The sequence below is a fragment of the Mesorhizobium sp. M0659 genome, from assembly GCF_040320605.1.
Classification (GTDB): domain Bacteria; phylum Pseudomonadota; class Alphaproteobacteria; order Rhizobiales; family Rhizobiaceae; genus Mesorhizobium.
Genome location: NZ_JAMYPY010000023.1, coordinates 60,686 through 75,073 on the forward strand (window position 1 = coordinate 60,686; position 14,388 = coordinate 75,073).

The following is a 14,388-nucleotide window of genomic DNA, read 5'->3' on the forward strand; positions in this document are numbered from 1 at the left end:
GGCGCCATCCTCAACAAAGCACGGCGTGGCGAACTTGAGATGCCGCCACCCGTAGGGCTGGTTTACGGGGACGATGGACGCCTCTGCTTTGATCCAGATCGCCAGATACAGGACCCCTGCGATTGCTGTTCGACGCATTCCGCGAGGCTGGTTCCGCGTGCGCGGTAGTGCGTCGCATGAATGCACAGCACATTCTGTTCCCTCGGCGGATCCGCTGCAGCATTGGCAAGGGTGAGGTTTTATGGAGAGCGATGAGCCACTCCCGGATCTTGCAGATTCAGCATAATCCTATGTCGGCGCATTCGTATATGGCCGCACCCGCGGTTCCTACAATGCCGATCTCAAGCTGGTGCATTTTGCGGGTCAAGAAGGAAGACTGGCAGGTCCTGATTCCGGACGCCCATTCCGGGTACATTACCTGGGACGAATTCGAGCGCAACCAGGTAACTCTGAAGCGAAACGCGGGCGGCTTTTCCTCAGAGCTGCGCGGCACTGTACCGCGAGGGCGGTGCCCTGCTGCAGGGGCGCGTGCTCTGTGGTCGTTGCGGATTGCGTATGCGGGTGAACTATGGCTTTGCCGACGGAGAACAACGACCCTATTATAATTGCAACGAGGGCGTTGTGCGACGCGGCGAGAGCCGGCTAAGTGATCGCGATAGGCTGTCGCCGCATATTGGGCTATCGGAATGATGCACGCAGTCGGGTGGCGGTTTGGGTGCTTCGACTGCGGCCGCGACGCACCCGAATCGAACTACCCGGTTGAGTCGCAAACAGCACTATTTGGAACGCGACTATGTGAATTCGCATAAAGCCCCGCAATTCGCGGCTCTTTATGCTGGGACTTCCGCAGACTCCAGGCCGAGTTCGACGGGATAAGGGTCGACGCGAAATGTCGAGATAGTTCCGCCGTTTCATTGGCGACGGTTGGCAATTCGACTTTCTGAGAAACCTCTCTGATTGGGGTGGTTGAGGTCAAGGTGCTCCTGTACTTTTTTCCTGGGCCGTCCCGCAGGTCACTCGCTTCTCTTCGCGGTCGGCGCCTTGGCCGCCGCATGATGGGGTCAGGAGAGCGAGGTGTCTCAATCTGTTTCACGACCTTGCCGGGTTTAGCGGCAGGTTCGGGTCTCTCAACGAGATCGCCTCGCCCATCGTCCCCACGGGACGATCTGGACATCGCCCGTTCGGGCGAAAGCTCCTTTCCTTACTCCTTCAATGTTTGCGGCGGGTTCACGCCGCCGGGGTGGCAATTTCCTTTCCAAAGCGGAATTCGGTCGCGTCTGCCCAAATCCGGTGCAGGATGACCGCCAGCTTACGGGCCACCGCCACACGCCCCCGCGCCATGCTACGGCGCTTGGCGACATTCATGCCCCATGCCCTCAGGCTCGACCATTTCTTCGAGCGTACGAGCAGCGAATGCGCTGCCTGGTAGAGGGCCGTGCGGGCGAGTTCGTCGCCGCAGCGACTGATCCTGCCCTGGATGTATTGGTAGCGCGCGGGCGTCAGCCCCAGATGCACCCCAACCGCTTGGCTGGAGCCGAACCGCTCCGGCCGGTCGATGGTAGCGCGGAAGGTGAGCGACGTGATCGGGCCGACGCCAGGCGCCGACATCAGCCGCCGGCAGACCTCCTCCTTGCGGACGATGTCGAGAACCTGCCTGGTCAGCCGGACGAACTCCTTGAGCATGGCGCCGAGGATCGCAAGCAGCGGCTCGACCATCGCCATCACTTCGGCGTCGGCGCCGACCAGCTCGCGCACTCGCCCGGCAAAGGCGGACCGCGACGGCAGGCCCAGCTTGACGCCGGCTTCGCGCAGCATGGCACGCACCACGTTCTCGATCGTGCGCATTTCGTTGAGAACCGTCCGGCGGGCGACCAGCAACGAGCGCCACAGCCGGCATTGTCTGCTCTTCACATGCACCTGCCGGTACCAGCCGGTGCGCATGATCTGCGCCAGCGCGCGGGCATCGTTCCTGTCGGTCTTGTTCGGCATCGTCTTCATGGCCCCATTGGCAGCCCGCGTCTCGATGCAGATCGCCGGCAGCCCTTCGGCGCGCAATCCGTCGTGAAGCCATGCCGTCAGTGAACAGGCTTCCAGCCCGACGCGCTCCAGCACCAGGTCGACTTTACGCAATGCCTCGGCCAAAGCCTGCGGCTCGCTCGCCGCTCGAGCCTCCTTCATGATGCGACCGCTCTCATCGACGACGCAGATCGCGGTCTCTTCCAAAGACACGTCCAGTCCGGCAAAGTACTTCATGGCTGCTCTTCCCGATGTTTGTGGCGATTCCACATCGACCACGTTCTCACATCACGACAGGAGCAGCCGCCCTCTTCCGGCGTCGGCCGAGACCCCAATCACCCCATCTGTTTCCTTGAGGCGTTCAGGCGTTCAGCGCCTTACGTCTTCCTGTTCGATCGAAACAGAGGCGCATATCAATTTCGAGGTAGCCGCAAAACGTTTGATATTAGCGGGTATTTGGGGCGCTGCTATTGTTAGACCGAGTGCGGAGATGGTGACCGCGTGCGCAGGGCAAGGATTTCAACGCATTTTCGGAGAGTTGGGTCGTCGGACCCGGAGCGCAAATACACGCCGTTTTCTGTGGCATCAAGGAAAGCGGCTACGGTTACGAAGGCATGGAGAGTTTCCTTCATTGCAAGTTGGTGAACTCCTTCATTACAAAGGTGGATGAGCTATCTATCAGTCACGACCTGAGCGCCGTTCGACACCGCTACGCATGGCTCCATAATATGACCTTGAAATCAACTTTAGGGGAACCGACTTTTTGACATCCAATCCCAGTTCATTCGCTTGAACCGTTGATAAGCGCGCTGGGCAGGTAGGCGTGAAGTCGAGATCCTGACGCTGAAGGCGCTGTAATAGCTCCGTTCCTCAGGCTGTCGAGAAAACGTCGGCTCTGTCTAAGGATGACCCCGGCCATTCCCATCGTGTCCATTGTTGAACGTACGGCGAGCAAATGGAAATCACGCGCGAGCCGGTTTGTAGCTTCTAGGCTAGCAGGCTGTTGAAAAACTGTTTTGTTCACGGAACGTGGCAGAATCAGACCAAGCACAAATCAGATTCAAAACTGGTATCTCCGAGCCTTTTTCATCAGCCTGCTAGCCATTGACACTAGCGCCGGGCCACGGCCCAAGCACGCCAAGTACTTTTTGGATGCGACAAGAGGACGACTTATTGCGAGGAGTTTGTATGAGCCACTATTCCGCCCTTTCGATTCTGCGCAATGGACTGTCGGGGAACAAACACTGGTCGCGCGCATGGCGCGACCCGGCGCCGAAGCCAAGTTACGACGTCGTGATCGTGGGTGGTGGTGGTCACGGCCTTGCTACCGCATACTACCTCGCCAAGGAGCATGGGGTACGAAACGTCGCCGTCCTTGAGAAGGGGTGGCTTGGCGGTGGCAATACGGGCCGTAACACGACCATTGTCCGCTCGAACTATATGATGCCTGGCAACACGATGTTCTATGAACGCTCCATGCAGCTGTGGGAGAACCTAAGCCAGGAACTGAACTATAACGTCATGATGTCTCGGCGTGGTTATTACTATCTATTCCACTCACCGGGGCAAGGAGACACCGCGCGTCGCCGCACCAACATCATGCGCGCCAACGGCATCGACGCGGAACTGTTCGATCGTGCTGAGGTCATGAGGCGGCTCCCTTACCTGGATTACTCAGAAAATGCGCGCTTTCCGATATACGGCGCAGCATACCAGGGGCGCGCTGGCACGGCGCGCCATGACGCAGTTGCGTGGGGCTACGCGCGGGGCGCAGACAAACAAGGTGTCGATCTTATCCAGCAGTGTGAGGTAACTGGCTATCTATGGGACGAGGGAAAGATCGTCGGGGTTGAGACAACTCACGGCTCGATCCGGGCAAAAAAGGTGGTGCTCGCCGTTGCCGGCCACACTAGCCACCTTGCAGCCAAAGCAGGGCTCCGTTTGCCGATTGAAACCCACGTCCTTCAGGCGTTTGTCACCGAACCACTGAAGCCTCTTGTTGATCACGTGATCATTTTCGGAGCGGAGCACTTCTACATCAGCCAGTCTGACAAGGGCGGGCTCGTGCTAGGGGGCGACGTTGATGGGTTCAATTCATATGCGCAGCGCGGTGGGCTCCCGATCATTGAGCACACGCTGCAAAGCGCAAAAGCACTGATGCCGTCGCTGTCGCGACTAAGGCTTCTGCGCCATTGGGCGGGCGCCATGGATATGACAATGGATGGTTCTCCCATCATCGGCAAGATGCCCATTGAGGGCCTTTGGCTGAACGGCGGCTGGTGCTACGGCGGCTTCAAGGCGATACCCGCCTCCGGATATTGCTTCGCCTGGACTATCGCCAGGGGAGAACCGCACCCAGACATTGCTGAGTTCACGCTGGAACGCTTCGAGCGCGGGTACCAGATCGACGAGACGGGCGCCGGCCCGTATCCAAAGGCGCATTGAGGTTCAATCATGCTGAGAATTCATTGCCCGGTTTGCGGGCTGCGGGACGAAACCGAGTTCACTTACGGCGAAGACGCAACCTTTCGCCGCCCCGATATGAACGAAGCGGATTTCAAGATTTGGCACGACTACGTTTTCATCCGCGATAACCCTCGCGGTCCGCATAAGGAATACTGGCATCACGTCGCCGGGTGCAGACAATGGATCCGGGTTGAACGCGATACTCTGACCCACGAAATGTTTGGTTCTTTCCTGGCCCGTGAGGTCGCAGTATGACCGCGCGGCGGCTCCCAACCGGAGGACGGATCGATCGCTCTCGCAGGGTCGGCATTCAATTTGAGGGTCGGTCTTTCCCGGCACATCCCGGCGATACGTTGGCATCAGCCCTGCTTGCTGCCGGCCTGCAGATTTTCGGGCGCAGCTTCAAATATCACCGGCCTCGCGGTTTAGTTGCAGCGGGTGTCGAAGAGACAAACGCTCTCGTCCACCTTCGAGATGGTGATCGCCATGAACCCAATGCGCAGGCGACGATGGTGGAAGTCTTCGACGGTTTGACGTCGACGCCGCAAAACGCCTGGCCCAGTCTGCAATTCGATATTGGAGCGGCCACCGGGCTCATGTCCCGCTTCTTCGGCGCGGGTTTCTACTACAAGACTTTCATCGGCCCCTTCAGCGGAACGAAGTTCTGGATGTTCTGCGAGGGTTTCATCCGAAAGGCGGCCGGCATGGGGCGGGCGACGACGCTCCCTGATCCCGACCACTATGAGAAAATCAATGCATTCTGCGATGTCCTGATCGTTGGCGCCGGTCCTGCGGGAATTGCCGCTGCTCTTGCAGCGAGCCGGAAGGGCGACAACGTCATACTGGTCGAGCAGGACCAAGCTCTTGGCGGTTCGCTTCTTAGCGAACCGGCCGGTACGCCCTCCGATGCCTGGCTCGCTCAGGCCCATAGCGAACTTAACGATCTTCCCAACGTTCGTGTTCTGACGCGCACGACTGCATTCGGTGCCTACGACTGTGAGGTGTTCGGCCTCGTGGAGCGGGTGCAGGACCACGTCCTCGCGCCTGCGGAGGGACTGCCGCGGCAGCACTATTGGGTTGTGCGAACCAAAAGGACGGTCCTGGCGACCGGAGCAATCGAACGACCCATGGTTTTCGCCGGCAATGATTTGCCCGGGGTTATGCTCACCTCAGCTGTGCGAAGCTACCTGAACCGATATGCTGTGCTTGCCGGTGAGCGGATCGTTGTGGCAACAAACAATGACAGCGCCTACACCGCCGCCATCGAACTTTCAAACTCCGGTGCCAAGGTAACAATCTGCGATATACGCCGCGACATCCCGGTACAACTGAGTGAGAACGCGAAGAATGCGGGGATCGACTTGCGGCTCGGACACGCAGTCCTAAAAGCGGTGGGTGGCAAACGCGTAAAAGCTGCACATGTTGTACCCGTTACTCCGGAAGGTAAAGCAGCGGGCAGAGGCGTACGGGTTCCTTGTGATCTTGTCGCCGTATCCGGTGGCTGGACACCAACGCTGCACCTGTGGAGCCAGCGCTTCGGAAGACCACAATATGAGAAGGAACTGGACGCGTTTCTGCCGCCGGCAGAGAAAGGAGCCTTCACGTGTATCGGCTCGCTCGTCGGTTCCCCATCGCTCAGGGATTCTCTCTCGCAGGGCCACAAAGCTGGTGGAAGCACTGGGAAGGAACCCGCACTGTTTGGCCAGACCGATTTCTGGGGTCGCAATCTTATGCCGGTGGCCGTCATCACCAGGGCGGACGGAAGCACTCCCGGCAAGGCGTTTGTGGACTTTCAGCACGACGTAAAGCTGGCTGATATTGATCAGGCCCACCTTGAAGGCTTCGTCTCCGTCGAACATCTCAAGCGTTATACCACCTCCGGCATGGCAGCCGACCAAGGAAAGACGTCGAACCTCAACGCCCTTGCCCGTATGGCCGAATTGCGCGGCCTTACCATCCCGTCGGTCGGCACCACCACATTCCGCCCCCCCTATACCCCGGTCACGATTGGCGCCATCGTTGGTCATGACCACGGTCTTAATTTCCGCCCGACTAGGCTTTCAACCATCCATGGCTGGCATGAGGAAAATGGCGCCGAGATGATCGACGCCGGTGTGTGGCTGCGGCCATGGTACTATCCAGCCATGGGCGAAGACATCAACGACGCCTATGTTCGCGAAGCCGCGCACGTGCGCGAGCATGTCGGCATCGTCGATGTCTCCACGCTCGGCAAAATCGCTGTGCAGGGACCCGATGCCGCGGAATTCCTCAACCGCGTTTATGTGAATGGCTTCAAGACACTGCCGATTGGCAGGCTGCGCTATGGCATAATGCTACGCGAGGATGGCTTCGTGTTCGACGATGGCGCAACGGCGCGTCTCGGCGATAACGACTACTTCATGACGACCACGACGGCGAACGCCGCGAAGGTGCTGGCCAGGGCGGAGTATCTCCTTCAGACCGCTTGGCGCGATCTCAAGGTGCATGTCACGTCGGTCACTGACCAGTGGGCTGCAATCGCGATTGCAGGTCCCAAATCTCGCAGTGTTCTGAGCACCCTGACAGGTGCCGAGCTGGGCAACGAGACACTGCCCAACAATCACTTCACTCATGTCACGATCGCAGAAGTGGCCTGCCGCTTGCACCGCATGAGCTACTCAGGTGAACTGGCGTATGAGCTCTACGTGCCGGCCAAGCGTGGCCGCGCGATTTGGGAGGCTCTTATCGCAACCGGTGCTCCGTATCATCTCAAGCCGTACGGTCTCGAGGCGATGGGCGCCCTGCGCATTGAGAAAGGCCACATCGCCGGTTCGGAAATCGAAGGGCGTACTACCCTGAAGGACCTAGGCCTAGAGCGGTTTGCTTCCAGCATGAAGCCGTTTGTCGGCTCCGTCCTGCGCAAGCGCCCCGTTCTCGAAGACCCGAAGCGCCCTTCGCTGGTGGGGCTGGAAATCATTGGCGATTCTGGCGCCAGGGCAGGCTCCCTTCTTTTCGCGCTCAACGCTCCCACCAAGGGCCACGGTGAAGGATGGGTGTCGGCCGTGACTTACTCTCCGGCGCTCAAACGGCATATTGCCTTAGCACTTCTGTCGCGTGGCGCTGAGCGATTTGGTGAAACAATCCAGGTGATAGACTTCGTCGGCTATCAAACATTGAAGGCAAAAGTCGTCCCGCATCATTTCTTTGATCCGGAAGGACACCGTCAGAATGGCTAAAAAGCATCCTTTGCCGGTACGCGGCACAACCAGTGACGGCCTGGCTGTCGCCATCGATCAAGTAGACTCTGGCTATCTGACGCAGCTTGCCGGCTGGGGAGATTTCAACAGGAAGGCAGACGATGCGCTCCAGGCAGAGGGGCTGGCGCTGCCAGGTGAGTTCTGTGCATCGGTCCGGCGCGGGCCGACCACAGTCTGGCGCATTGCGCCTGGCCGGGCGCTGGTTCGGTCGGACACCGCTCTTGGCTTTGAAAGCGCAATTGATCTTTCCGTCCTCGATCTCTCGGACGCGCGTGTGTGCCTGACGCTCGAAGGACCCGGCGTCAGTGGGCTTTTCAGTCGTGTAACCGCTCTCGACTTTGCCGACGCAGCCTTCCCTGTTGGACATTTCGCCCAGACGGCCATTCACCATGTCAGCGTCCTTATCGACCGCCATGGCCGCGACCAGTTCACAGTCCTCATCCCCACGACGTTTGCAACGTCGCTTACCAGCTTCTTGGCTGATCATCTCACGGCCGAGATGGCAACCAAGCCAGCAAACGGGCTAAGCTCACGAAAGGAGTGACGCTTCAATGGTCCTCTATCTCGCTGCCTCGGTCGGCACGACCGAGCCGGTAGCGCTACCTTCCGGGAAACTCATCGGATCATGGATGATGCTGCACGATTCCGGCCTTGTGACCGGCCTTGATCTGGTCGAACTCAACCCCTTCCTCGACGAGCGCGGCCGCACCGCGATCCTCATGGTCGATCTTGTCGCGAGCCTGATGGGCCGCCGCATCATGGACCGCCCCACAAGGAGCTATTGAACTCATGCAAGAAAAACTCGATGTCGTCCCCTTCGTCAGCGTCGACCACATGATGAAGCTGGTACTGGCGACCGGTGTCGAACGCTTCCTCATCGAGCTTGCCGCCTACATCGAAGAGGACTTCCGGCGCTGGGAGTGCTTCGACAAAACGCCGCGCGTTGCCTCCCATAGTGCCGAGGGTGTCATCGAGTTGATGCCGACCAGCGACGGCGAAACCTACGGCTTCAAATACGTCAACGGCCATCCCAAGAACACGCGCTCCGGCCGCCAGACGGTGACTGCGTCTGGTGTACTCGCAGATGTCGGCAACGGCTATCCGATGTTGCTGACCGAGATAACAATTCTCACAGCACCGCGGACCGCGGCCATGTCGGCTGTCGCGGCAAAGTATCCTGCGCCAAACGGCGCGCGTACTATGGCGATGATTGGCAACGGCGCCCAATCGGAATTCCAGGCGATCGCATTCAAAGCCATCCTCGGCGTCGACAAACTTCGCCTCTACGACATCGATCCGTCCGCTACGATGCGCTGCCAGAAGAACCTTGCCAGCATAGGCTTCGAGATCAACGCTTGCTCCTCCTCGCAGGAGGCAGTTGAAGGCGCTGAGATTGTCACCACAGTCACCGCCGACAAGCAGTATGCGACGATCCTGACCGACAGCATGATCGGCCCCGGCGTTCATATCAACGCCGTAGGGGGCGACTGCCCCGGTAAGACGGAACTTCATCGAGACATTCTCCTTCGCTCGGAGTACCCGCCTCAGACACACATCGAAGGCGAAATCCAGCAACTCGACCGCCGCCACCCGGTTATTGAGCTCTGGCAGGTCATCGCCGGCAAAGCGCCCGGTCGCTCCGGTGAACGTCAGATCACGCTGTTCGATTCTGTCGGCATCGCCATCGAGGATTTCTCGGCGCTACGATATGTCCGCGACCGCCTTGACACCGGCCTCTATGAGGAGCTTGATCTCCTTGCCAATCCCGATGAGCCGCGCGATCTCTTCGGCATGATCCTGCGCGCTGCGAAGGCCGCTCCCATGCCTCAGAAGATCGGAGCGCTGTGATGAGCAGGCAGTCCGTACAGGCCCCCAAGGGTGTCGTGATGATCCGGCCGCGTCACTTCACACCGAACCCGATGACCGCCGCCGACAACTCGTTTCAATCCAGTGACGAGAAGCATGCCGCCGCAGCGATCGCGAGCGCGGCATACGACGAGGTGACTCGTATGGCGGAAGGTCTCTCCGCTGCTGGCGTCATCGTCCATGTCTTCGAGGATAGGGCGGTCACAACGCCCGATTCTGTATTCCCCAATAACTGGTTTTCAACCCACTCGGGCGGACATGTCGCCGTCTATCCGATGTACTCGGCCAATCGGCAAAAAGAGCGTCGCGGTGACGTGATCGAGATGCTGAAGAACGAATATCGGGTCCAGGACGTCATCGACTACTCAGGCCTTGAGAAAGACTATGTCTATCTCGAGGGCACTGGCGCCATGGTTCTCGATCACGTCGGTCGGGTTGCGTATGCCATACGTTCAAACCGCACCAACGAAGTGGCGCTCGAACGGTTTTGCACGCACTTCAACTTTGAGCCGATGGTCTTCGACGCCGGCGATCGCAGCGGCAAGCCGATCTATCACACGAACGTGCTGATGTGCATCGGTACCGAGTTCGTCCTACTGGGGACGCAGATGATTCCCGATCTTCGGCGCCGGCAGGAGATCGTCGCCAGGCTGGAGGAAACCGGTCGCGAAGTCATCGAGCTTTCAATCGGGCAGATCGAGAACTTCGCCGGCAATGCCATGGAGCTAGAGGGCAGCGAGGGCCACGTCCTCGCGCTTTCGGCCCGTGCCCACGCGGCCTTGAACCAGGAGCAGATAGCGGCAATTGAGCGCTCCGCAATGCTGCTGCCGTTCGACGTCTCGACGATCGAGCTCGCCGGAGGCTCAGTGCGGTGCATGCTCGCCGGAATTCACCTGTCACGGCGCACACCGCACACCTTGTCGTTGGGACTGAATAAGTGCCCCAATCAAACATCGTAACTATAGGATAGCCAACGATGTCGCAGATGCGCAAGCCGGCGGCATTGCAAGGAGGTCAGGATGGCGTGGTGTTTGACGTCGAGGACACAACCGAGGAACCGCTGAACTTCCTCGGGACTGAGGATGATCGGCAGCTTCTGCGGCTTCTTGGGAAGCGGGGGGACCTCTTCAGGCACCCAATCGCGCTCGAGCGTCACTTGTAAATTCTCGTTGGCCAGATAGACCTGATAGGTCCGAATATCCTCTCGCCTGAGCAAGTCCGGCGACTTGCCGAAGTGACGCGCAAACAGCGAGACCTGCTAGGAGAGCTGAGTGGTGAGCGCGAAATTGCGCACTTCCATGTCCTCGCTCATGCGCTGGCGGAGGTGAGTCATGACAAGCTCCAATGAAAGAACTCAAGGGCAGAATCAGCAAATTTTGCCGTTTTTTCCCGAGTTCGGTTGCGTTTGACCAGCATTTCTTCCGATCTGCAAAACTATCCCGTTCGCAGGGCGGCAAAGCCTGCCCTGCGGTTCTGAACCAATCTCCAATCCGTGACCCTGATGCCGCTTCGCTTTCGGCTTCGGTCACATAGAGGCGTTCGGCTCCCGGCTACCCATTCTCCTTTAGGAGCGCAGCCCGGCGTGCCGGGCTCGCTAGTTTGTCATCAGGCCAGCCGGGATATCATTGACGATGCGCCTTCCTCGATGTTGGATGTTAGCGCCGCGTCGCTCGAAGGGCGCCGGTCGCGCAGGATCTCGAAGGCGATCGTCAAAAGCTTGCGCGCGATCGCAACGCGCGCTTTGTTCGTTCCCCTGAACTTCAGGTGCTCGTACTGGGCCCGAAACTGCGGGTCGGTGGCGACAGCCGGCGCGACCGCCTCGACAAAGGCCCAACGCAGCCATTTGTTGCCCTGCTTGATAATCTTACCGTGTAAAAGTTTAAACTTTATCTGACAGACGGTGTCTTAGGCTGAAGCTTGAGCCGAGGCCGGGCGCGGAGTGGGCAGGGTTCGCAGCGCCCGGCCTCGGCGTCAGAAAGGACACTGACATGACCAAGGACCAAAAGATCATCCGCGCCAAGGTGGGGCTGCTGGAGCTGGCCAAACAGCTCGGCAATGTCAGCCAGGCCTGCAAGATGATGGGCTATTCGCGCGACAGCTTCTACCGCTTCAAGGAGCTTTATGAGACCGGCGGCGAACTGGCGCTGCAGGAACTGACGCGCAGGAAGCCGCTGTTGGCCAACCGCACGCCACCGCAGATCGAGGCGAGCATCCTCGAGCTGACGCTGGAATATCCCGCCTATGGATAAACCCCCAGCGCCAATGAAATGCGCAAGCTCGGCCACTCGGTCTCGCCGTCGGGCGTGCGCGGGGTGTGGCAGCGTCCCCATCTGGAGACGATGAAGAAGCGGCTGAAGGCGCTGGAGGCGAAGGGGGCCCAGCACGGTATCGTGCTCACCGAGAGCCAATTGGCGGCGCTGGAAAGGCCAAGCTGGACAAGGAGGCGCATGGTGAGTTCGAGAGTGAATGCCCGGGCTATTGCGGCGGCCAGGACAACATGAAGGGGGTGGGACGCATCTATCAGCAGACCTTCCTCGACACCTATTCGAAGGTCGCCTTCGCCAAGCTCTATGACCGCAAGACGCCGATCACCGCCGCCGATCTCCTCAACGACCGCGTGGTGCCGTTCTTCGACGCCCACGACGTGAAGCTAAGCGGGGTGCTGACCGACCGCGGCACCGAATATTGCGGCAATCCCGAACATCACGAATACGAGCTCTATCTGGCGCTCGAGGATGTGGATCATTCCCGCACCAAGACCAAGAACCCGCAGACCAATGGCATCGTTGAACGGTTCCACAAAAAAGACGGTGCTGGACGAGTTCTACCGGGTCGCCTTCAGGAAGAAGATCTACGGCTCGATCGAGGAGCTGCAGGCCGATCTGGATGAATGGGTCAGAAGTTACAATGAGGAGCGCCCACATCAGGGCCGCTGGTGCTTCGGCAAGACGCCCATGCAGACCTTCCTTGACACGGCCCCGCTGGCAAAGGAGAAAATGATCGCTGCCTGATCCCATCGGCAGGCAAAACGGACCATTCTCAGACGCCAACTGTCCGATCCAAGTGCAAACTTCTACATCTTATTGCCTCCGCTCGAATAGGTCGAGGGGACAAGCCCGGCATAGGCGGCCAGCTTCTTTGGGCTACGGAAGCGGCTGATATCGTCGATCTCGGCGTCGATCAGCCGGGCGAAGACATCACCGATGCCAGGGATAGTCTTCAGCAGCTTTACATTGGCGTTGGTCCCGGTCATTGCCCGGATGGTGGCTTCCGACTGCCTGATCCGCCCGTCGATGTCGCTGATGAAGTCGAGGCCACGATCGATCTGGATGCGGTCGATCTCCGACACGCTGAGCGCCGCGACCTGCTGGCGGCCGGCCTTGCCGGACAGATCGCCCAGCTTCCGCAACTGCACCGTTTGCTCCGGATAGCGGTCGAACACGGTAACGATCCGGTTTTTCACCATCGTGCGCAGCCGCAGGTAGAACATGCGCTCGCGAAGTGCGATGCGCAGTTCTCGAGCCTTCTCTCCGGGAGCCACGCCTCGGGAACCAGATCGGCCCGAAGAAGGTGCGCCAGCACTGGAGCGTCGATCTTGTCCGTCTTGATCTTGGCGTCGGCGATCGCCTTCACCTTCAAGGGATGGGCCAGCAGGACGTCGTCGCAGATGTCGTCGAGCCAATAGTACATCACCATCCAGTTGCGGGTCGCTTCCACGACCGCATGTGAGTTCTGCCCACATCGCTGCAGAAACGAACCCAGCGACTGGCGATCGTTCTTCACCCGACCCGACCGCAACGTCTTGCCGGCCGAGTCCTGCACCACCAGGTGGCTGTAGCTTTTATGGTAATCAAGGCCGATGTGATAGTCATAGGATGCAGTCACGCCTTGCTCTCCTTCCTTGAGTTCTTCCAAACCCGAGAAACTTAAGCCAAACGACGCAAGGTGTGACTGGCCCACGATCATCTGCATTTCAGTGATCCGTTAGGCGGTGCGCTGCTGTTCCATCCATCTGCTATGCACGCTCTACGAGCGCACCAGCGTCGTCATCACCGCCAGTCTCAGCTTCACCGAATGGGCAACAGACGGAACTGCTCGATCGGCTCACCCATCACTGCCATATCCTGGAGACCGGAAACGACAGCTTCCGCTTCAAGAACAGCTCGACCGAGACCACTGCCACAAAGAAGGAGAAGCATCCACCTTGACCAAAGCCTGAAACCGAAACATACAGGCGGGTCACTTCTCGGCGAATATCCTGGGTCAGCTCTCAGCGGAAATCAACAGGCGCCCGCCAGACTGATGGCGCGACGTGGATTCGACATTGAAGGTGATGTCGGCGGGCCATCTCCTGTCGGTTTCTCGCCGACGCCGGAGAAGATAAGCCAAGTTGGGCAGGCCGGCTGTGCGGTCCATCCATGGTGAAGATTAGCACCCGCTATGTCAGCCACGCTGGGCGAACTGGCGTCCCCTGAACATCGGAACCCCAGAAATTCATCGAGACGGTCCGTGCCAAACCGCCGGTAACCAGAACGTTGCAACAGATCCTTCAACTAAGTTTACAGAACCTTTGCAACTGCAAATCGCTGACGATGGTATCCATCGCAACTCTGAGTTCAGGCGCGAATAAAAGGCCGACGCGTCTTTGCCCTCAGACCGCCGCAAAGCACGCAACGGAGGGTAAACGCCAATGGCAAGAAGAGCACTCATCCTGGTTGAAGGCGGTCCATGGGGCTGTGGTCTGCTATACGTCCAGGCGGCCCAGCGTCTTGGTCTTCGTCCGATTATCCTGTCGGCTGATCCA

10 protein-coding genes and 6 pseudogenes are annotated in these 14,388 nt (G+C 59.2%); 12 read left to right on the forward strand and 4 right to left on the reverse strand.

Annotation, left to right across the window (positions count from 1 at the left end):
• Positions 1 to 176 precede the first annotated feature (176 nt).
• Together NKI31_RS26865 and NKI31_RS26870 are read left to right on the forward strand one after the other, a co-directional pair.
• Positions 177 to 401, forward strand: a pseudogene (locus NKI31_RS26865) (recombinase family protein); the annotation flags it as partial.
• Positions 402 to 516: 115 nt separating this feature from the next.
• Positions 517 to 690, forward strand: coding sequence for a recombinase zinc beta ribbon domain-containing protein (locus tag NKI31_RS26870; protein ID WP_352653009.1), 174 nt, complete (start codon positions 517 to 519; stop codon positions 688 to 690).
• A gap of 537 nt (positions 691 to 1,227) precedes the next feature.
• Here NKI31_RS26870 and NKI31_RS26875 read toward each other — a convergent pair.
• A complete protein-coding gene (locus NKI31_RS26875) occupies positions 1,228 to 2,253 on the reverse strand; it encodes an IS110 family RNA-guided transposase (protein WP_352652996.1) in 1,026 nt (341 codons plus the stop codon).
• A gap of 951 nt (positions 2,254 to 3,204) precedes the next feature.
• Between NKI31_RS26875 and NKI31_RS26880 the strand changes: the two genes are divergently transcribed.
• Genes NKI31_RS26880 through ctlX form a run of 7 tightly spaced genes read left to right on the forward strand, consistent with a single transcriptional unit; the run spans position 3,205 to position 10,543 of the window.
• The gene (locus NKI31_RS26880) at positions 3,205 to 4,461 is read left to right on the forward strand and encodes a sarcosine oxidase subunit beta family protein (RefSeq protein WP_352652998.1); all 1,257 of its coding nucleotides are present in this window, start codon (positions 3,205 to 3,207) and stop codon (positions 4,459 to 4,461) included.
• A gap of 9 nt (positions 4,462 to 4,470) precedes the next feature.
• Positions 4,471 to 4,737, forward strand: a complete 267-nt coding sequence (locus NKI31_RS26885) for a sarcosine oxidase subunit delta (RefSeq protein ID WP_352652999.1) — start codon at positions 4,471 to 4,473, stop codon at positions 4,735 to 4,737.
• Positions 4,734 to 7,697 (forward strand): sarcosine oxidase subunit alpha family protein, encoded by a 2,964-nt coding sequence (locus NKI31_RS26890; RefSeq protein WP_352653000.1) that lies wholly within the window; start codon positions 4,734 to 4,736, stop codon positions 7,695 to 7,697. The genes NKI31_RS26885 and NKI31_RS26890 overlap by 4 nt, the downstream gene beginning before the upstream one ends.
• Positions 7,690 to 8,262 carry a sarcosine oxidase subunit gamma gene (locus NKI31_RS26895; protein ID WP_352653001.1) on the forward strand — a complete coding sequence of 191 codons (573 nt, stop codon included), beginning with the start codon at positions 7,690 to 7,692 and terminating at the stop codon, positions 8,260 to 8,262. Before NKI31_RS26890 ends, NKI31_RS26895 begins: the two co-directional genes overlap by 8 nt.
• Before the next feature lie 7 nt (positions 8,263 to 8,269).
• Positions 8,270 to 8,503: an arginase family protein gene (locus NKI31_RS26900; protein WP_352653002.1), complete on the forward strand. Its 234-nt coding sequence runs from the start codon at positions 8,270 to 8,272 to the stop codon at positions 8,501 to 8,503.
• A gap of 4 nt (positions 8,504 to 8,507) precedes the next feature.
• Positions 8,508 to 9,566, forward strand: coding sequence for an ornithine cyclodeaminase (ocd, locus tag NKI31_RS26905; protein WP_352653003.1), 1,059 nt, complete (start codon positions 8,508 to 8,510; stop codon positions 9,564 to 9,566).
• The gene (ctlX, locus tag NKI31_RS26910; protein WP_352653004.1) at positions 9,566 to 10,543 is read left to right on the forward strand and encodes a citrulline utilization hydrolase CtlX; all 978 of its coding nucleotides are present in this window, start codon (positions 9,566 to 9,568) and stop codon (positions 10,541 to 10,543) included. The genes ocd and ctlX overlap by 1 nt, the downstream gene beginning before the upstream one ends.
• Positions 10,544 to 10,556: 13 nt before the next feature.
• Here the strand turns inward: ctlX and NKI31_RS26915 are convergent.
• Positions 10,557 to 10,917 (reverse strand): annotated as a pseudogene (locus tag NKI31_RS26915) (integrase); the annotation flags it as partial.
• An 11-nt stretch (positions 10,918 to 10,928) separates the two neighbouring features.
• Between NKI31_RS26915 and NKI31_RS26920 the strand changes: the two are divergent.
• On the forward strand, positions 10,929 to 11,117 hold the full coding sequence (locus tag NKI31_RS26920; protein ID WP_352653005.1) for a hypothetical protein: 189 nt from the start codon (positions 10,929 to 10,931) through the stop codon (positions 11,115 to 11,117).
• Positions 11,118 to 11,189: 72 nt separating this feature from the next.
• Here the strand turns inward: NKI31_RS26920 and NKI31_RS26925 are convergent.
• Positions 11,190 to 11,465: pseudogene (locus tag NKI31_RS26925) on the reverse strand (transposase); the annotation flags it as partial.
• A 107-nt stretch (positions 11,466 to 11,572) separates the two neighbouring features.
• Here NKI31_RS26925 and NKI31_RS26930 point away from each other — a divergent pair.
• Positions 11,573 to 12,595: pseudogene (locus NKI31_RS26930) on the forward strand (IS481 family transposase).
• Between the two features lie 74 nt (positions 12,596 to 12,669).
• Here NKI31_RS26930 and NKI31_RS26935 read toward each other — a convergent pair.
• Positions 12,670 to 13,469: pseudogene (locus NKI31_RS26935) on the reverse strand (IS110 family RNA-guided transposase); the annotation flags it as partial.
• A gap of 124 nt (positions 13,470 to 13,593) precedes the next feature.
• Between NKI31_RS26935 and NKI31_RS26940 the strand changes: the two are divergent.
• Positions 13,594 to 13,792, forward strand: a pseudogene (locus tag NKI31_RS26940) (ATP-binding protein); the annotation flags it as partial.
• Between the last annotated feature and the right edge of the window lie 596 nt (positions 13,793 to 14,388).